This is a genomic window from Streptacidiphilus sp. PAMC 29251 (assembly GCF_054208735.2).
In genome coordinates, this window is sequence record NZ_CM135725.2 from 7,831,616 (window position 1) to 7,850,208 (window position 18,593).

Genomic DNA, 18,593 nt, shown 5'->3' on the forward strand with positions numbered 1-18,593 from the left:
CAAGACCGGGCCCGAGCTGGCATTGTTGTGCCGCGCCAGCCCACCCACCACTGCAGGGGAGACGAACCGGACCGTGGAGCACACCTCGGCAGCCCCTACCGGAGAACTGCACGCCGTCCTCGTTCTGGCGGGCAGTTCCGGCGGCATCGGCGCGCATGTCCGGTCGCTGGCCCAGGGACTGAGCGCGCACGGACTCGAGGTCACCGTCTGCGGACCGGCCGAGACCGACGAGATGTTCGGCTTCTCGGCCTCCGGCGCCCGGTTCCACCCGGTCGAGATCACCCCGACCCCGGGACCGCGCACCGACGCGGCGGCGGTCGGCGAGCTGCGCCGGGCCTTCGCCCGCGCCTCGCTGGTGCACGCGCACGGGCTGCGGGCGGCGCTGCTGTCCGACCTGGCGCTGCGCACCGCCCGGGCGGGCACCCCGCTGGTGGTCACCTCGCACCACGCCAACCTGGCGACCGGGGTGGAGCGCAGGCTGCTGCGGCTGATGGAGCGCAGGGTCGCCAAGTCGGCCGACCTGGTCCTCGGCGCCTCCTCGGACCTGGTCACCCGGGCCCGCGACCTCGGCGCCGCCGACGCCAGACTCGGCCCGGTCGCGGCCCCGCCGCTGCCGGTCCCGGTCCCGGAGCGCAGCCGCGAGGAGATCCGCAAGGCACTGCTCGGCAGCCGGGAGCGGGCCGACCGGCCGGTGGTGCTCGCGGTGGGCCGGCTGGTGCCGCAGAAGAACTTCCACCTGCTGCTGGACGCGGCCTCCGGCTGGCGCGGCGGCGAGGAGCCGCTGCTGCTGATCGCCGGCGAGGGGCCCGAGCAGGGGGCGCTGCGGGCCCGGATCAAGTCGGAGAAGCTGCGGGTGAAGCTGCTGGGGCAGCGCGCCGATGTGGTGGAACTGCTGGCCGCGGCCGACCTGGTGGTGATCCCCTCACGCTGGGAGGCGCGGTCGCTGGTCGCCCAGGAGGCGCTGCGGGCCGGGGTGCCGCTGGTCGCCACCGCGGTCGGGGGGCTTCCCGAGCTGGTCGGGGACGCGGCAGTGCTGGTCCCTCCGGGGGATCCGACGGCACTGGCCGCGGCGGTGTCCGGGCTGCTGGCCGACGGCGGTCGGCGCGGCGAGTTGGCTGCGGCGGGGCAGCAGCAGGCTTTGACCTGGCCTGATGAGGCGGCGACGGTGGCTCAGGTGTTGAGTGTGTACGACGAACTGACGGGGGAGCGGTGAGGCGCGGGTTGCGCGGTGGTTTTTCGCGCAGTTCCTCGCGCCCCTGAGGCAGTACCGGGCTAGGGAGTGACGGTGACGGTGAGGGTGCCGTTGGCCTCGGCGACTACGGTGACCTGTTCCAGGGAGTCCACGGAGACTGTCGCGCCGTAGCCAGCCGTGGCTGCGCCGACGCCGATGACCTGCATGCCGGCGGCGAGCCCTGCGGCGACTCCTGCCTCGGAGTCCTCGAACACGATGCAGTCCGCGGCGGCCACGCCCAGCAGCGAGGCGCCCAGCAGGAAGCCCTCGGGGTCGGGCTTGCTCAGGGTGACGTGCTCGGCGGTGACCGCCACCGGCGGCAGCGGCAGGTCCGCGGCGTCCATCCGGGCCCGGGCCAGGGCGTCGTCGGCCGAGGTGACCAGGGCGTGCGGGAGGCCGCCGAGTGAGGCCAGGAAGGCCGCGGCGCCGCCGATCGCGGTGACGCCTTCGGTGTCGACCGTCTCCTGGACCAGCATCCGGGCGTTCTCTTCGAGGTTCTGCTCCATCGGGCGGTCCGGCAGCAGGATCGCCATGCTGGCGAAGCCCTGGCGGCCGTGCACGACCGACATCACCTGGTCGCAGTCCAGGCCGTGCTCCCGGGCCCAGGCGTGCCAGACCCGTTCCACCGCGGGGCCCGAGTCGACCAGGGTGCCGTCCATGTCGAGCAGCAGGGCGCGGCCGGTCAGCGTGCTGACAGCGGCTGTCGGGGTGACGGTGACGGGCATGTGTCTCCTTGGATGGACCGAGGTTTGTTCCTCAATCATACAAAGGACCCGCGACTCCGTGGAGGCGGCGGTGGGTCAGCTCTGTACGGCGTCGTCGTCCGTCTGCTCGGGGCCCTCGGCTGCGGCTGCCTTCTCGCGCATCTTGCGCACCAGTTCCGCCTTCTGGTCGACGGCACTCTGGCGGTCGAGGTTGCGGTGCGGACCGTTGTTCTGCCGTTCGGCGCGGGACAGCCTCTTCCGCTGGCCGCCGCCCATGCCCACGGGGTTGTTGATGTTCTTGCTGTCGGTCACGGGTTCTCCCGGTAGTGACGTGAAGTGATCTGTGGATTCATCGGTGCGGGACGGGCACGGACCTACAGGCCCGGGAGGCCGCCGCAGGCGTTGAGGCGCAGGGCGGTGTCGATCAGCGGGACGTGGCTGAAGGCCTGCGGGAAGTTGCCGACCTGGCGCTTGAGCCGGGGGTCCCACTCCTCGGCCAGCAGGCCGACGTCATTGCGGATCGACAGCAGCTTCTCGAACAGCTGCCGGGCCTCGGCCACCCGGCCGATCATCGCCAGGTCGTCGGCCAGCCAGAACGAGCAGGCCAGGAACGCGCCCTCGTCGCCGGGCAGGCCGTCCAGGCCCTCCTCGCCGCCGCTGGTCGGGTAGCGCAGCACGAAGCCGTCGGGGGTGAGCAGCTCGCGCTGGATCGCCTCGATGGTGCCGATCACCCGCTTGTCGTCCGGCGGAAGGAAGCCCACCTGCGGGATCAGCAGCAGCGAGGCGTCCAGCTCCTTGGAGCCGTAGGACTGGGTGAAGGTGTTGCGCTCCGGGTCGAAGCCGTTCTCGCAGACGTCCTCGTGGATGTCGTCGCGCAGTTGCCGCCAGCGCTCCAGCGGGCCCTCGTGCGGGGTCTCCTCGATCATGCGGATGGTGCGGTCCACCGCGACCCAGGCCATCACCTTGGAGTGGACGAAGTGCCGGCGCGGGCCGCGCACCTCCCAGATGCCCTCGTCCGGGTCGCGCCAGTGCTGCTCCAGGTAGCCGATCAGCCGCAGCTGCAGCAGGAAGGCGTGGTCGTTGCGGGCCAGGCCGGTCATGTGGGCCAGGTGCAGCGCCTCGACCACCTCGCCGTAGACGTCCAGCTGGAGCTGTTCGGCGGCGCCGTTGCCGATCCGGACCGGGCCGGAGTTCTCATAGCCGGGGAGCCAGTCCAGGGTGGCCTCGGTGAGCTCGCGCTCGCCCGCGATCCCGTACATGATCTGCAGGTTCTCCGGGTCGCCGGCCACCGCCCGCAGCAGCCACTCGCGCCAGGCGCGGGCCTCGTCCCGGTAGCCGGTGCGGAGCAGCGAGGAGAGGGTGATGGTGGCGTCGCGGAGCCAGGTGAAGCGGTAGTCCCAGTTGCGCACGCCGCCGATGTCCTCCGGCAGCGAGGTGGTGGGGGCCGCGACGATGCCGCCGGTCGGGGCGTAGGTGAGGCCCTTCAGGGTGATCAGCGAGCGGACCACGGCCTCCCGGTAGGGGCCCTGGTAGGTGCACTGGGAGGCCCAGTCCAGCCAGAACTCCTCGGTGGTGGTCAGCGCCTCCTCGGCGTCCGGCTGGTCCGGCGGGCCGAGGTGGGAGGGCTGCCAGGTGAGCGCGAAGGCGATCCGCTGCCCGGCCTGGACGGTGAAGTCGGCGTAGGTGGTGAGGTTGCGGCCGTAGGTCTCGGCCTCGCCGTCCAGCCAGACCGAGTCGGGTCCGGCGACGGCGACGGTGCGGACGTTCTCCGGGTTCGCCGGGTCCTCGACCTTGTGCACCCAGGGCACGATCCGGCCGTAGGAGAAGCGCATCCGCAGCGCCGAGCGCATCCGGACCCGGCCGCTGACGCCCTCGACGATGCGGATCATCTGCGGCACCGCGCCGCGCTCGGGCAGTCCGCGCGGGGGCATGAAGTCGATCACCCGGACCGTCCCGCGCGGGGTGTCCCACTCCTGCTCCAGGATCAGCGAGTCGCCCCGGTAGCGGCGCCGGGTGGCCGGCTGGGCCGGGGCGGCGGCGGTGGGCGGCAGGGCCCGGAACTCGCCGGTGCTGTCGAAGCCGGTGGGGGCCGGCTTCGGTGGGACCGGCGGCTTCTCGGGGACGGGGTCGGCCGGGCCGATCCGCCAGAACCCGTGCTCGTCGGTGCCGAGCAGCCCGGCGAAGACGGCCGGGGAGTCGAACCGGGGCAGGCACAGCCAGTCGACCGAACCGTCCCGGCTGACCAGGGCGGCCGTCTGCATGTCGCCGATGAGTGCGTAGTCCTCGATGCGGGCGGCCATGTGGATCTCCAGTTCGCGCGATGAACAACACGGCGTCGCCGGTGCGGGGAAAGTGCGGGGAGGGAGTGCGGGGAGTGTGGGGGAGTCTGCTCGCGGAGGAGTCGTGTCCTCCGGCGGTCTTCCGCCGATCCGTCAGGTGCTGTGATGCGCCGGGGACCTGTGCGCCCCCTGATAGGGGAACGCGTCCGTGCAGGATACGACGTCCCACCGGGTGGGTGGGAACTCCGTGATCGTGGCGCGCCGCCGAGCAGCGGCGGGAGCACGATCACGCCGAGTGACTGATAGGCTGGTACCCCGTGGACTGGTGCTAGGCACCGCCGCCAACCCACCCCCGCGTCAGCACGCCGGGGGTGCGCAGGGTCCGGCCGACACCTGTGAAAACGCAACCACGGGAGCCCCCTCTTGGCACAGCCCCATTCCGGTGTGAACCGGAACAACACGACGACCAAGCACCTCTTCGTCACCGGGGGCGTCGCCTCCTCGCTCGGCAAGGGGCTCACCGCCTCCAGCCTCGGGGCCCTGCTGAAGGCGCGTGGGCTGCGGGTGACCATGCAGAAGCTGGACCCGTACCTCAACGTCGACCCCGGCACCATGAACCCGTTCCAGCACGGTGAGGTCTTCGTCACCGACGACGGCGCCGAGACCGACCTGGACATCGGCCACTACGAGCGGTTCCTCGACACCAACCTGCACGGCTCGGCGAACGTCACCACCGGGCAGGTGTACTCGACCGTCATCGCCAAGGAGCGCCGCGGCGAGTACCTGGGCGACACGGTGCAGGTCATCCCGCACATCACCAACGAGATCAAGTCCAGGATCCGCCGGATGGCGACCGACGACGTGGACGTGGTGATCACCGAGGTCGGCGGCACCGTCGGCGACATCGAGTCGCTGCCCTTCCTGGAGGCCGTCCGCCAGGTCCGGCACGAGGTCGGCCGGGACAACGTCTTCTTCGTGCACGTCTCGCTGCTCCCCTACATCGGCCCGTCCGGCGAGCTCAAGACCAAGCCGACCCAGCACTCGGTGTCCGCGCTGCGCAGCATCGGCATCCAGCCGGACGCGATCGTGCTGCGGGCCGACCGCGAGGTCCCGCAGGCCATCAAGCGCAAGATCTCGCTGATGTGCGACGTGGACGAGGAGGCCGTGGTCGCCGCGATCGACGCCAAGTCGATCTACGACATCCCCAAGGTGCTGCACTCCGAGGGCCTGGACGCCTACGTCGTCCGCCGGCTCGGGCTGGCCTTCCGGGACGTGGACTGGACCGTCTGGGACGACCTGCTGCGCCGGGTGCACGAGCCCGAGCACACCGTGAAGGTCGCGCTGGTCGGCAAGTACATCGACCTGCCGGACGCCTACCTCTCGGTGACCGAGGCGCTGCGGGCCGGCGGCTTCGCCAACCGGGCCAAGGTCGAGATCAAGTGGGTCACCTCCGACGACTGCAAGACCCCGGCCGGCGCCGAGGAGCAGCTCGGCGACGTGGACGCGATCTGCATCCCCGGCGGCTTCGGCGACCGGGGCGTGGACGGCAAGGTCGCCGCGATCACCTACGGCCGGGAGAAGAAGATCCCGCTGCTGGGCCTGTGCCTGGGCCTGCAGTGCGTGGTCATCGAGGCCGCGCGCAACCTGGCCGGGCTGCCCGAGGCCAACTCCACCGAGTTCGACTCGGCGGCGCAGCACCCGGTGATCTCGACCATGGCCGAGCAGCTGGAGATCGTCGACGGCAAGGGCGACCTGGGCGGCACCATGCGGCTCGGGCTCTACCCGGCGAAGCTGGCCGAGGGCTCGATCGTCCGCGAGGTGTACGGCGGCGAGCCGTACGTCGAGGAGCGGCACCGCCACCGCTACGAGGTCAACAACTCGTACCGCAGCGAGCTCGAGAAGACCGGGCTGGTGTTCTCCGGGCTCTCCCCGAAGGGGGACCTGGTGGAGTACGTGGAGTACCCGCGCGAGGTGCATCCGTACCTGGTGGCGACGCAGGCGCATCCGGAACTGAAGTCCCGGCCGACGCGGCCGCATCCGCTGTTCGCGGGGCTGGTGGCCGCGGCGGTGCGGCGGCAGGGGCCTTCCGCGGCGTCGGAGTAGGCGCTCGGGCCGGCGCGGGTGGCTGTTTGCGCAGTTCCCCGCGCCCCCACGTGGTTGCATGGCTGAGCACTGAACTTGAGCACGGCGACGTGGAGGCTTGGGATGCGGCGGGAAGCGGTTGTGGACAGTCCGGAGGAGTGGCCGGTGACGTCCTCGCGGACGTCGTTCCACGGGAGGGTGTGGGACATCCTCACCGAGGAGGTGGTGATGCCGGACGGGGCCACCGCCGCCCGTGACTTTCAGCGGCACCCCGGCGCGGTCGGCGTGCTCGCGCTGGACGAGCAGCGGCGGGTGCTGCTGGTGCGGCAGTACCGGCACCCGGTGCGGCACCGGTTGTGGGAGCTCCCGGCGGGGCTGCTGGACGTCCCCGGCGAGAACCCGCTGCACGCCGCGCAGCGGGAGTTCTACGAGGAGGCGCACGCCAAGGCGGGGGACTGGCGGGTGCTGATCGACTTCTACAGCTCGCCCGGCGGCTCCTCCGAGGCGCTGCGGATCTTCCTGGCGCAGGATCTGGCCGAGGCCGACGGCGACCGGTTCCAGGCCGAGCACGAGGAGCTGGACCTGCAGATCGACCGGGTCGACCTGGACGAGCTGGTCCGGCTGGTGCTGGCCGGGGAGCTGCACAACGGCGCGCTGGTGGCCTCGGTGATGGCGGCGAAGGTCGCCCTGGACAGCGATGTGTACGGGGACGCCGGCCTGGTCGGCCTGCGACCGGCCGACGCCCCCTGGCCCGCGCGTCCGTTCGAGTGAGTTGCGGGTGACCGGGGCACCGGCCGGGCGCAGCTGCGGAGCCGCGCCCGGTCGGTGAACTACGCTGCGCAGGTGGCTGCAGCACAGACGGCACGTCAGAACCGCCCGCTCGGCACGGCCGGCACGCCCGGCAGTCTCCGAGCCGAACTGCCTGCGGATTCCCCCTACTTCACCGGTCGGCGGGCGGAACTCGCCCAGCTGGCCGACGAGGTGGGACGGCCCGCGCTGGGCTCCCTGCCCGAGGACGGCTCCGCGCTGTCCTGCCGGGTGCTGCTGGTCGCCGGGCGCCCCGGGTCCGGCCGGACCGCGCTGGCCGTGCGCTTCGCCCGCGGCGTCGCCGAGGACTATCCCGACGGCCGGTTCTTCGTCCGGATGAGCACCCCGGACGGCCTGCCGGTCGCCGCGGGGGAGGCGGCCCGGCTGCTGCTCGGGGCGCTGGGCGAGCCGCGCGGCGCGCTGGGCCCGGACGGGCCGGCCGACGACGCCGCCGACTGCGCCACCCTGCGCGAGGTGCTGGCGCAGCGTCAGGTGCTGCTGCTGCTCGATGACGTGCAGCAGGCCGAGCAGGTCAGGGCGCTGCTGCCGCAGGGGTCGGGCTGCCTGGTGGTGGCGGTCACCTCGGGGCCGCTGACCGGCCTGGCCGACGCCCGGCCCTGTGTGATCGGCGGGCTGGACCTGGCCGCGGCCACCGCGCTGCTGGTCGGTCTGGCCGGGGAGACCAGGATCGTCTGCGACCCGGTCGCCGCGCGGACCCTGGCGGAGATGCTGGCCTGCCACCCGACGGCGCTGGCGCTGGCCGGGGGCTGGCTCCGGGCCCGACCCCGGGCCTCGGTGACGGATGTGCTGCGGCTGCTGTCGGTACCCGCGGCGGTCGTGGTCGCGCCCCGGGTGGAGCTGGAGAAGCGGCCCGGCGCGGCCGAACCGGGGCCCGAGCCGCTGCGGCGGGCCTTCGAGCTGGTCCACGCCGGGCTGCCGGCCCCGGCCGCGCGGCTGCTCCGGCTGCTGACGCTGGCTCCGGACGGGGTGACCGACCCGCGGACCGCCTCGGCCCTGCTCGGCTGCCCGGTCGACGCCGCCGCCGTGCACCTTGCCACCCTCGCCGAGCAGCAGTTGCTCCAGCCCGCGCCCGCGCCGGGCCCGGACCCCAGCCCGCACCGCTACCGGCTGCCGGGCTGCCTGCGTCCGGCGCTGACCGGGCTGCTCGCGGCGGACCGCGCGTCCGAGACCGAGCTGGCCGGGGCCCGGCTGCTGGAACGGCTCACCCGGCTGCTCACCGCCTGCTGCCAGCAGCTGGCCCCGGCCGGAGCCGCCAGGGGTCCGGTGGCCCAGCCGCTGCCCGGGCCGCTGCGCTTCGGCGGCCAGGCCGAGGCCTGGACCTGGCTGGACACCGAGCTGCCCGCGCTGCGCGCGGCGGTCCGCACCGCACAGGCGGACGGCGCGCTGGACGGCCTGGCGATGCGGCTCGCCACCGCGCTGGTGCGGGCGCTGCCGCTGTGGGCCGGCTCCGACCCGCCGGTCGCGGCCGACCTCTACGCCCTGCACACCACCGTGCTGGAACTGGCGCTGCGCGGGGGTTTCCGCCGCCAGCAGGCCGCCGCGCTGGTCAACCTGGGCGACCTGCACGCCGCCGCCGGGCAGCACCTCCGGGCGCTGGAGCGCTACCGGGCCGGGCTCGGCCCGGCCCGGGCCGCCGACGACCAGACCGCGGTGGGCCGGATCCTGGAGGCCGTCGCCGGGGCCCACCGGGCCTCGGGGGACCTGGTCCGCGCCATCGACTGGTACGGCAGGGCGCTGGCGCTGCGCCGCAAGCGCGGCGAGCAGCAGGACGAGCTGCGGCTACTGGGGCGGCTCGCGGCGGCGCACACCGCCCACGGGCGGCTGGCGGACGCGCTGCGGGACTACCGCGCGGCGGCGGCGCTGCACCGCAAGCTGGGGGACGAGGCGGCCGCGGTCGGCGCGACGCTGGGCGCGGCCCGGGTCCAGGAGCTGGCCGGGAACACCGAGCAGTCGCTGCGGACCCAGCGCGAGGCGCTGGCGGCGGCCCGGCAGTGCGCCGACCCGGCCACGGCGCTGCGGCTCCAGGTCCAGGTGCTGCTGCGGATGGCCGAGGCGCTGGAGCGGGCCGGGGACCCGGCCGGGGCGTGGGCGCAGCGGGAGCAGGCCGCGGCGCTGGCGGCCGGGCCGGGGCCCGAGTCTGGTATGTCCTGATCCTGAGCGGGTAGGCGTTGTGCGTGCTATCAGGTGAATGTTTCAAGGGATAGTCGCGCAAGCCTACGAAACTGCCAACGGTTCCCTTGGATTTGGTCACATTGGAAGGCTGGCGCATCGACCAGGCTTCATTACACTCGGAAGGGCCGCAACCAGTGCGCGGCCACCCCGTCGGTGTTTCCGCCGTCGGGGACCCCCCATGTGCAAGGGACGTGTTTAGCCGTGAAGGTCGGCATCCCCCGCGAGGTCAAGAACCACGAGTACCGCGTGGCGATCACGCCCGCAGGCGTTCACGAGCTGGTCCGCAACGGGCACCAGGTCGTCATCGAGCAGAACGCAGGCGACGGTTCGTCCATCCCCGACGCCGAGTACGTGGCGGCCGGCGCCGAGATCCTCGGCACCGCCGACGAGGTGTGGGCCGCTGCCGACCTGCTGCTCAAGGTCAAGGAGCCGATCGCGGAGGAGTACCACCGCCTCCGCAAGGGCCAGACCCTGTTCACCTACCTGCACCTGGCCGCCTCCCGCGAGTGCACCGACGCGCTGCTGGCCTCCGGGACCACCGCCATCGCCTACGAGACGGTGCAGACCGCCAACGGCGCGCTGCCGCTGCTCGCCCCGATGTCCGAGGTCGCGGGCCGGCTGGCCCCGCAGGTCGGCTCGTACCACCTGATGCGTCCGGCCGGCGGCCGCGGCACCCTGCCCGGCGGCGTCCCCGGCACCCACGCGGCCAAGTGCGTGGTCATCGGCGGCGGCGTCTCCGGCTGGCACGCGGCGACCATCGCCATCGGCATGGGCTACGACGTGACCCTGCTGGACCGCGACGTCAGCAAGCTGCGCGAGGCCGACAAGATCTTCGGCAACAGGATCAAGGCGATCGCCTCCAACGCCTTCGAGCTGGAGAAGGCCGTGCTCGAGGCCGACCTGGTCATCGGCGCGGTGCTGATCCCCGGCGCCAAGGCCCCCAAGCTGGTCACCAACGAGCTGGTCTCGCGGATGAAGCCCGGCTCGGTGCTGGTCGACATCGCCATCGACCAGGGCGGCTGCTTCGAGGACTCCCGGGCCACCACGCACGCCGAGCCGACCTTCCCGGTCCACAACTCGGTCTTCTACTGCGTGGCCAACATGCCCGGCGCGGTCCCCAACACCTCGACCTACGCGCTCACCAACGTGACGCTGCCGTACATCGTCGAGCTGGCCAACCACGGTTGGAAGGAGGCGTGCGCCCGCGACGCCGCGCTCGCCAAGGGCCTCAACGCGCACGAGGGACAGCTGACGTACGGTCCGGTCGCCGAGGCGCACGGTCTGCACGCGGCGGAACTGGCCGACGTCCTGGCCTGATCCTCACCCCGAAGGGGGCGTGAGACGGCTGCTCATGGCTGTTTCACGCCCCCTTCTGTCGTCCTCTTGGGTCCTAATGTCGACACATCGTCAACTTGATGCCAACGAATGTCACTCCCGCGCTGGGGCGCCGGTGATGGTCGTATGGGCTGTTATGCCGCCAGTTCTCTGGCATCGTGGCGGTGTGCAGGCGCGGTTCTGGCCATCACGTCGGGATCTAGTCATATCGACATGTTGGTTCATGCATCACTGCTGTGGTGGTTGACGCTACTGTGTCGTTGCTAGGCTGCGGCACGGCACATGCCGCCCAGTGGAGGGGGCACAGCCCCAGAGCCCCACCAAAAGTTTCCGGTGTCAACGGCGGTCGCCAAGGAGGTAAGACGACTTGTGAATGAGTCGACATTTGCTCCCGGGGGTGGTCAGCCAGGACTTGTGCAGAACAGCACCGGTCTCTCCGGGGAGGACTCGGCGGACGTGCGGACCTTTGACGCCCGCCGGCCGGAACCCGAGTACGACGCCCACAACTACCCGGGCCAGCAACCCGGTCCCTACGAGGCAGCCGCCCGCGGCACCGACCCCGGCGGGACGGAGTTCCGCGACACCACCGCCTTCGAGGCGGTCGAGCCGGGCCTGGTCTACGCCGAGCTGCCGGACGGTCAGTTCTACGACCCCGACGCCGAGTACGAGCCCGACGCCGAGTACGCGGCCACCCTGGCCCCGGACGCCGCCCGTCAGCGCCGCGAGCGGGTCGGCCCCACCGGCCGTCCGCTGCCGTACTTCCCGATCCCCTCGCCGCTGACCGAGCACGGTCCGGCGAAGATCGTCGCGATGTGCAACCAGAAGGGCGGGGTCGGCAAGACCACCTCGACCATCAACCTGGGCGCCGCGCTGGCCGAATACGGCCGACGGGTGCTGCTGGTCGACTTCGACCCGCAGGGCGCCCTCTCGGTCGGCCTCGGCGTCAACCCGATGGAGCTGGACCTCACCGTCTACAACCTGCTGATGGAGCGGGGCCTGACGGCCGACGAGGTGCTGCTGAAGACCGCCGTGCCCGGCATGGACCTGCTCCCCTCCAACATCGACCTGTCGGCCGCCGAGGTGCAGCTGGTCAGCGAGGTGGCCCGGGAGTCGGCGCTGGCGCGGGCGCTCAAGCCGCTGCTGCCGGACTACGACTACGTCATCATCGACTGCCAGCCGTCCCTGGGGCTGCTGACCGTCAATGCGCTGACCGCAGCCGACAGCGTCATCGTGCCGCTGGAGTGCGAGTTCTTCGCACTGCGCGGGGTCGCGCTGCTCACCGAGACGATCGAGAAGGTCTGCGAGCGGCTCAACCCCGACCTGCGCCTGGACGGCATCCTGGCCACCATGTACGACTCGCGCACGGTCCACAGCCGCGAGGTGCTGGCCCGGGTCACCGAGGCGTTCGGCGACCACGTCTTCCACACCGTCATCGGCCGCACGGTGCGCTTCCCGGAGACCACGGTGGCCGGCGAGCCGATCACCACCTACGCCTCCAACTCGGTCGGCGCCGCCGCCTATCGCCAGCTCGCCAGGGAGGTGCTCGCCAGGTGCCCCGTCGAGTGAGCCTCCCGGGAGCGGACGAACTGTTCCGGACCACCGGGGGGATGTCGCTCACCCCCGCACCCCGCTCGCCGGAGTCCGCCCAGTCGCGGGAGGGCCGCGAGGCGCGGGAGGCCCAGGCCCGCGAGGACCGGGAAGCCCGCGAGGGCCGGCCGGCCGACGCCGCGGGCGAGCACGGAGCGGCCCAGGCCGAACCGAGCACGCCCGCCCAGCGGCAGCCCGGCGGCCAGCCCCCGGCCCAGCACAACGGCACCCCCGCCCCGGCGGGGGAGGCCGCCGCCCGGCGCAAGCCGCGCGGCGGGGGCCGCTCCCGTCCGACCGGACGCGAGCGGCACGAGGAGAAGATCACGGTCTATGTCTCCGCCGAGGAGCTGATCGACCTGGAGCACGCCCGGCTGGTGCTCCGGGGCGAGCACGGGCTCGCGGTCGACCGGGGGCGGATAGTGCGGGAGGCCGTCGCGGTGGTCCTGGCGGACCTGGAGCAGCGCGGCGAGGCCAGCATCCTGGTCCGGAGGCTGCGCGGCCGCTGAGGCGGTCGGTGCTGGGAGTTGTCAGTGGTGGGACTTATGGTGTTCGCGTGAGCGCACCTGTCCTGCCCCCACTGCTGGTCGAACCCGAGCTCGAGGCCGAGCCGTCGGGTGGCTTCCAGGTGCACCTCGACAATTTCGAGGGCCCCTTCGACCTGCTGCTCGGCCTGATCGCCAAGCACAAGATGGACGTCACCGAGGTCTCGCTGTCCCGGGTCACCGACGAGTTCATCGCCCACATCAGGGCCATGGGAGCGGACTGGGACCTGGACCTGGCCAGCGAGTTCCTGGTGGTCGCGGCGACCCTGCTCGACCTCAAGGCGGCCCGGCTGCTCCCGGTCGCCGAGCTGGAGGACGAGGAGGACCTCGCCCTGCTGGAGGCCCGCGACCTGCTCTTCGCCCGGCTGCTGCAGTACCGGGCCTACAAGCAGATCGCGGCCCTGTTCGCCGAGCGCTGGTCGGCCGAGCAGCTGCGCCGGCCCCGGACCGCGGGGCTTGAGCCGCAGCACGCCGCGCTGCTGCCCGAGGTGGTGATCAGCATCAGCCCCGAGGGCTTCGCCCGACTGGCGGCCAAGGCGTTCGAGCCCAGGCCGAAGCCGGTGGTCTACATCGAGCACATCCACTCGTCCAGGGTCAGCGTCCGGGAGCAGGCGGCGCTGGTGGCCGAGCGGCTGCAGCTGCTGGGCGAGGCGACCTTCCGCACCCTGACCGAGGACGCCCCGGACGTGCTGACGGTGGTGGCCAGGTTCCTGGCGCTGCTGGAGCTGTACCGGGAGCGGGTGCTGCTGTTCGACCAGCCGGAGGCGCTGGGGGAGCTGCTGGTGCAGTGGATCGGGGCGGAGGGGGCACATGTCGAGGTGAGTGAGGAGTTCGACGCGGCACCTGAGCAGAAGGGTGAGGACGGATGAGCAGCAGTCACGAGGAGCAGGGCGGTCTGCCGCCGCAGGGCGCGGGCCAGGGCAGCGGCCAGGGCGCCGGTCGGCGCAGGCTGGGGATGCCGGGGCGGCCGCGTCCCGGGGAGTACCTGGAGAACACCTGGATCGAGCCGGAGGACTCGCTGGAGCCGCCGCTGCCGGGCGGGCCCGATCCGGTGCAGCCCGACCCGGTGCCCTCGCCCAGCCCGCAGCCGGTCCCCGAGCCGTTCCCGCAGCCCACGCCGGAGCCCGACCCGTTCCCGCGGCCCACCCCCGAGCCGGACCCGATCCCGGAGCCCGCGCCCGGACCGAGCCCGATCCCCGACCCGGTGCCCGCGCCGCCGACCCCGCCGCTGCCGCCGCACCCCCCGCTGCCGGACCCGGAGCCGCTGCCGCTGCCCGAGCCCGGGCCGCTGACCGCGCTGGCCGTGGTGGAGCTGAAGCCCGCGCTGGAGGCGATCCTCATGGTCGTCACCGAGCCGACCACCAGCGCGCACCTGGCCCAGGTGCTGGAGCGGCCCAAGCGGGTGGTGGACCGGGCGCTGAAGGAGCTGGCCGCCGAGTACACCGAGCAGGGCCGCGGCTTCGAGCTGCGCTTTGTGGCCGGGGGCTGGCGCTACTACAGTCGGGTGTCCTGCGCCCCCGCGGTCGAGCGCTACGTCCTGGACGGCCAGCACGCCCGGCTCACGCAGGCCGCGCTGGAGACGCTGGCGGTCATCGCGTACCGGCAGCCGGTGTCCCGTTCCCGGGTATCCGTCGTCCGTGGTGTGAACTGTGACGGTGTCATGCGTACCCTGGTACAGAGGGGTCTGGTCGAGGAGACCGGGTCCGAACCGGAGACAGGAGCGATCCTGTACCGGACGACGAACACATTTTTGGAACGGATGGGGCTGCGCGGCCTGGACGAGCTGCCGGAGCTGGCCCCCTTCCTGCCCGAGGCCGACGACGTGGAAGCGGACTCGCAGGAGGGCTCCGCGGTCGCCGAGGCGGTCGTAATGAGCAGGTGAACAGGCAGGCGCACCCGCCCTGGGACGCGGCCCCGACGACGGATCGACAACGGACTTCTTGATGCGTAGCGGTAACGGTAACGGTAGGAACAGCAGTGGCGGCGGCGGCAGCGCCGGGAGCGGTTCGCGTGGCGGGAGCCAGCGCGGCGGTAGCAGCAGCGGCGGCACGGGACGTGGCGGCGCGGGGCGGGGTGGTACTGGGCGGGGTGGCGCGCAGGGGAACAGCAAGCGCGAGAGCGGCAGCGGCTGGGACAAGGAGGCGCCGCGTCCCGAGCAGCGCTCCTACGACCGTCCCGAGTTCGGCGCGCGTCCGGCCGGGCAGGGGCGCTCGGTCGGCCAGATCCGCCCCGGCGGTCTCGGCGGCGGCGCGGGCGCCAGGCGCGGCCCGGCCAAGCCGGTGCGCTCGCGCGAGCTGCAGGCCAAGGTGGAGGACGCCGTCCGCGCCCGCCACGACAAGCCCGCGGTGAAGCTTCCGAAGACCCACGGCGAGCCCGAGGGCGAGCGGCTGCAGAAGGTGCTCGCGCGGGCGGGCATGGGCAGCCGCCGCGCCTGCGAGGAGCTGATCGACCAGGGCCGGGTCGAGGTCAACGGCGAGCGGGTGCGCGAGCAGGGCAAGCGGGTCGACCCGCAGCACGACGAGATCAAGGTGGACGGCCTGACCGTCGCCACCCAGTCGTACCTGTTCTTCGCGCTGAACAAGCCGGTCGGCGTGGTCGCGACGATGGAGGACCCGGACGGCCGGCAGTGCCTCGGCGACTACGTGAACAACCGGGAGACCCGGCTGTTCCACGTGGGCCGCCTGGACACCGAGACCGAGGGCATCATCCTGCTCACCAACCACGGCGAGCTGGCGCACCGGCTGACCCACCCCAAGTACGGGGTCACCAAGACCTACCTGGCCGCGATCCAGGGCCCGATCCCGCGCGACCTGGGCAAGCAGCTGGCCCAGGGCATCGAGCTGGAGGACGGCTGGGCCCGCGCCGACAGCTTCAAGGTGGTCCAGAACGTCGGCAAGAACTACCTGGTCGAGATCAGCCTGCACGAGGGCCGCAAGCACATCGTGCGCCGGCTGCTCTCGGAGATGGGCTACCCGGTCGAGAAGCTGGTCCGGGTGCAGTTCGGCCCGATCCCGCTGGGCGACCAGAAGTCCGGTTGGCTGCGCCGCCTCACCAACCCCGAGGTCGGCCAGCTGATGAAGTCCGTCGGTCTGTAAGGGCCGGTAGGTGAGATGACCGCGACGGTGCGCCGTTCCCGACTCAGCGACGAGCGGGAGGCCGAGCTCTACCAGGCAGTGATCGCGCTGGTGCGCGAGGTGGGCTATGAGGCGATGACCATGGACGCCGTCGCGGCCCGCAGCAAGTCCAGCAAGGCGACCCTGTACCGGCAGTGGGAGGGGAAGCCGAAGCTGGTCGCTGCGGCGATGCGGCACAGCAGGGCGCCGGTGGCGGACGACATCGACACCGGCAGCCTGCGCGGCGACCTGCACGAGCTGGCCCGGACCCTCGGCGAGGGCGCGGAGCAGGACACCGTGTTCATGAGCGCGGTCGGCCACGCCGCGCACAGCAACCCCGACCTGGCCCTGGCGCTGCGGGAGATGCTGATCGACCCGGAGCTGGCCCGGCTCTCCCTGGTGCTGGGACGGGCGGTGCAACGCGGCGAGGTGCGGGACGACGCGCCGGCGGCCGAGTTCTTCGCGCACACCCTGGTGGGGGCGATGACGGCGCGGAAGGTCCTGGAGGACAGCTTCGCGGATGCCGAGTACCTGATCCGCTACATCGACGCGGTGGTGCTCCCCGCGTTCGGCGTCACGGGCTGAGGCGTGCGTCACATCTGGGCTTGAGGCGCTCGTCACATCCGGCGTGGCGATCTATCGAAACGGTTGCGTTTCGATAGATCGCGTCATACGTTTGCTCCGTACGAAACCGTTTCGTTCGGAGAGAAGCCATGACCCAGACTTCCATCGACGCCCGCGTCGACACACCGCCCGGCGTGGCAGCCGCCCCCGCGCACCGCTGGTGGGTGCTGGCCGTCATCGGCCTGGCCCAGCTGATGGTCGTCCTGGACGCGACTGTCGTGAACATCGCCCTGCCCTCCGCGCAGCACGCCCTGGGCTTCTCCGACGGCGACCGGCAGTGGGTCGTCACCGCCTACTCGCTCGCCTTCGGCAGCCTGCTGCTGCTCGGCGGCCGACTGGCCGACCTGATCGGCCGGAAGGTGGTCTTCCTGATCGGGGTGGGCGGCTTCGCCGCCGCCTCCGCGCTGGCGGGCGCGGCCACCAGCTTCGAGGTCCTGGTCGCCGGACGGGCCCTGCAGGGCCTCTTCGGCGCCATGCTGGCCCCGGCCGCGCTGTCGCTGCTGAACACCACCTTCACCGACGCCAAGGAGCGGGCCAAGGCGTTCGGCATCTTCGGCGCCATCGCCGGCCGGCGGCGGCATCGGCCTGCTGCTGGGCGGGGTGCTCACGGAGCACCTCAGCTGGCGCTGGACGCTCTACGTGAACCTCTTCTTCGCGGTGTTCGCGCTGGCCGGCGGCCTGATCTTCCTCAAGCGCGGCACCGCCACCAACCGTCCCAAGCTGGACCTCCCCGGCACCCTGCTGGTCTCGGCCGGACTCTTCGGCCTGGTCTACGGCTTCTCCAACGCCGAGACCAAGAGCTGGTCCTCGCCGCAGACCTGGGGCTTCCTGGTGGCCGGCGGCCTGCTGCTGGCACTGTTCGGCTGGTGGCAGACCCGGGCCACGCACCCGCTGCTGCCGCTGCGGGTCCTGCTCGACCGCAACAGGGGCGCCTCGTTCCTGGTGGTGGCCATCTCCGGCGCGGGCATGTTCGGGGTGTTCCTGTTCCTGACCTACTACCTGCAGGTGTCGCTGCACTACAGCCCGGTCAGCACCGGCCTCGCCTTCCTGCCGATGATCGGCGCCCTGGTCGTCACCGCGCAGCTGTCCACCATCGTGCTGATCCCGAGGTTCGGGCCGAAGCCGGTGATCCCGCTCGGGATGGCCATGGCGGCGGGCGGCATGGCGCTGCTCACCGGGCTCGACCTGTCCAGCACCTATGCGGCCAACGTGCTGCCCGCCCTGCTGCTGACCGGCCTCGGCTTCGGCCTGGTGCTGCCCCCGGCGATGAGCCTGGCGACGGACCGGATCGGTCCCGAGGACGCCGGGGTCGCCTCGGCGGCGGTCAACACCATGCAGCAGATCGGCGGCTCCATCGGCACCGCGCTGCTGAACACCCTCGCCGCCAGCGCGGCCACCGCCTACGCGGCGAGCCACGGCCGCACCCCGGACGTGCTGGCCCAGGCCCAGCTGCACAGCTACGCCACCGCCTACTGGTGGTCCTCGGGCTTCTTCGCGGTGGGCGCGGTCATCGCCCTGGTGCTCTACCGGCGGGGCCGGGTCACCGTCGACCCGGACGCCCCGGTGGCCGTCCACATGTGACCTGTCGTCACCCGAGCCCCGCGAGCCCCGGTCTGCTCCCCTCCCGCCGAGGGGGGAGAACAGACCGGGGCTCGCGGCCGTGCACCGGCTGAAGCTGGGTCGGCAGGATTCGAACCTGCGGCGTGCCGCTTTGGAGACGGCTGCTCTGGCCGGACTGAGCTACGACCCAATGCCTGTGCCGAGGCTACGGAGGGCAACGTCCGGTTCGCGAGCGGTTTTTCGGGGTGGGCCTGGGTATGCAGCGGGCATGGCTGAGATCTTGGTGGAAGAGAACTTCGTTCGCATCGACGGCGACGACATGAACGCCCTGCTGAACATCCTGGACCGGATCGGGATCGAGGCCGAGCCCACCGCGCCGCGGCACAATGACGGCGGCGGGGACCACAGCGGGTGGATCCTGGCGGTGCACTGGCTCAACGCGGGCCGGATCGACCCGGTCGCGGACGCGGCCTTCCCCGGCGCGTTCGAGGAGATCTGCGCACACACTTCAGGACCGCGGGCCGGGTGCCCCCGTC

General features: G+C 72.4%; 14 protein-coding genes, 1 tRNA gene and 1 pseudogene. 12 read left to right on the forward strand and 4 right to left on the reverse strand.

What is annotated here, in order from left to right:
• Window positions 1-73 precede the first annotated feature (73 nt).
• The gene (locus tag ACXKR8_RS37075; protein ID WP_458268928.1) at window positions 74-1,213 is read left to right on the forward strand and encodes a glycosyltransferase family 4 protein; all 1,140 of its coding nucleotides are present in this window, start codon (window positions 74-76) and stop codon (window positions 1,211-1,213) included.
• Between the two features lie 59 nt (window positions 1,214-1,272).
• On the opposite strand, the gene ACXKR8_RS37080 is transcribed toward ACXKR8_RS37075, so the two are convergent.
• The 3 genes from ACXKR8_RS37080 to ACXKR8_RS37090 form a co-directional block, all read right to left on the reverse strand.
• On the reverse strand, window positions 1,273-1,956 hold the full coding sequence (locus ACXKR8_RS37080) for an HAD-IA family hydrolase (RefSeq protein ID WP_458268929.1): 684 nt from the start codon (window positions 1,954-1,956) through the stop codon (window positions 1,273-1,275).
• A 75-nt stretch (window positions 1,957-2,031) separates the two neighbouring features.
• Complete coding sequence (locus ACXKR8_RS37085) at window positions 2,032-2,247, reverse strand: DUF6243 family protein (protein WP_458268930.1); 216 nt, start codon at window positions 2,245-2,247, stop codon at window positions 2,032-2,034.
• Window positions 2,248-2,309: 62 nt separating this feature from the next.
• Window positions 2,310-4,235 carry a glycoside hydrolase family 15 protein gene (locus ACXKR8_RS37090; protein ID WP_458268931.1) on the reverse strand — a complete coding sequence of 642 codons (1,926 nt, stop codon included), beginning with the start codon at window positions 4,233-4,235 and terminating at the stop codon, window positions 2,310-2,312.
• A 423-nt stretch (window positions 4,236-4,658) separates the two neighbouring features.
• Between ACXKR8_RS37090 and ACXKR8_RS37095 the strand changes: the two genes are divergently transcribed.
• From ACXKR8_RS37095 to ACXKR8_RS37145, 11 genes and pseudogenes are all read left to right on the forward strand, one after another.
• Window positions 4,659-6,317, forward strand: a complete 1,659-nt coding sequence (locus ACXKR8_RS37095) for a CTP synthase (protein WP_462099978.1) — start codon at window positions 4,659-4,661, stop codon at window positions 6,315-6,317.
• Window positions 6,318-6,419: 102 nt separating this feature from the next.
• On the forward strand, window positions 6,420-7,067 hold the full coding sequence (locus ACXKR8_RS37100; protein WP_458268933.1) for an NUDIX domain-containing protein: 648 nt from the start codon (window positions 6,420-6,422) through the stop codon (window positions 7,065-7,067).
• Window positions 7,068-7,139: 72 nt separating this feature from the next.
• Window positions 7,140-9,275, forward strand: a complete 2,136-nt coding sequence (locus ACXKR8_RS37105; protein ID WP_458268934.1) for a hypothetical protein — start codon at window positions 7,140-7,142, stop codon at window positions 9,273-9,275.
• A gap of 222 nt (window positions 9,276-9,497) precedes the next feature.
• A complete protein-coding gene (ald, locus tag ACXKR8_RS37110) occupies window positions 9,498-10,613 on the forward strand; it encodes an alanine dehydrogenase (protein WP_458268935.1) in 1,116 nt (371 codons plus the stop codon).
• Between the two features lie 387 nt (window positions 10,614-11,000).
• Window positions 11,001-12,197, forward strand: coding sequence for a ParA family protein (locus ACXKR8_RS37115; protein ID WP_462099979.1), 1,197 nt, complete (start codon window positions 11,001-11,003; stop codon window positions 12,195-12,197).
• Window positions 12,182-12,724, forward strand: a complete 543-nt coding sequence (locus tag ACXKR8_RS37120; RefSeq protein ID WP_458268937.1) for a hypothetical protein — start codon at window positions 12,182-12,184, stop codon at window positions 12,722-12,724. The genes ACXKR8_RS37115 and ACXKR8_RS37120 overlap by 16 nt, the downstream gene beginning before the upstream one ends.
• A 47-nt stretch (window positions 12,725-12,771) precedes the next feature.
• On the forward strand, window positions 12,772-13,629 hold the full coding sequence (locus ACXKR8_RS37125; RefSeq protein WP_458268938.1) for a segregation and condensation protein A: 858 nt from the start codon (window positions 12,772-12,774) through the stop codon (window positions 13,627-13,629).
• A gap of 395 nt (window positions 13,630-14,024) precedes the next feature.
• Window positions 14,025-14,642 carry an SMC-Scp complex subunit ScpB gene (gene scpB, locus ACXKR8_RS37130; protein ID WP_458275189.1) on the forward strand — a complete coding sequence of 206 codons (618 nt, stop codon included), beginning with the start codon at window positions 14,025-14,027 and terminating at the stop codon, window positions 14,640-14,642.
• A gap of 61 nt (window positions 14,643-14,703) precedes the next feature.
• Entirely contained in the window at window positions 14,704-15,855 is a 1,152-nt protein-coding gene (locus ACXKR8_RS37135) for a pseudouridine synthase (RefSeq protein WP_458268939.1), read from the forward strand.
• Between the two features lie 15 nt (window positions 15,856-15,870).
• Window positions 15,871-16,458 carry a TetR/AcrR family transcriptional regulator gene (locus ACXKR8_RS37140; protein ID WP_458268940.1) on the forward strand — a complete coding sequence of 196 codons (588 nt, stop codon included), beginning with the start codon at window positions 15,871-15,873 and terminating at the stop codon, window positions 16,456-16,458.
• Between the two features lie 257 nt (window positions 16,459-16,715).
• Window positions 16,716-18,078: pseudogene (locus ACXKR8_RS37145) on the forward strand (MFS transporter).
• Between the two features lie 94 nt (window positions 18,079-18,172).
• Here the strand turns inward: ACXKR8_RS37145 and ACXKR8_RS37150 are convergent.
• Window positions 18,173-18,247, reverse strand: a tRNA-Trp gene (locus ACXKR8_RS37150).
• Between the last annotated feature and the right edge of the window lie 346 nt (window positions 18,248-18,593).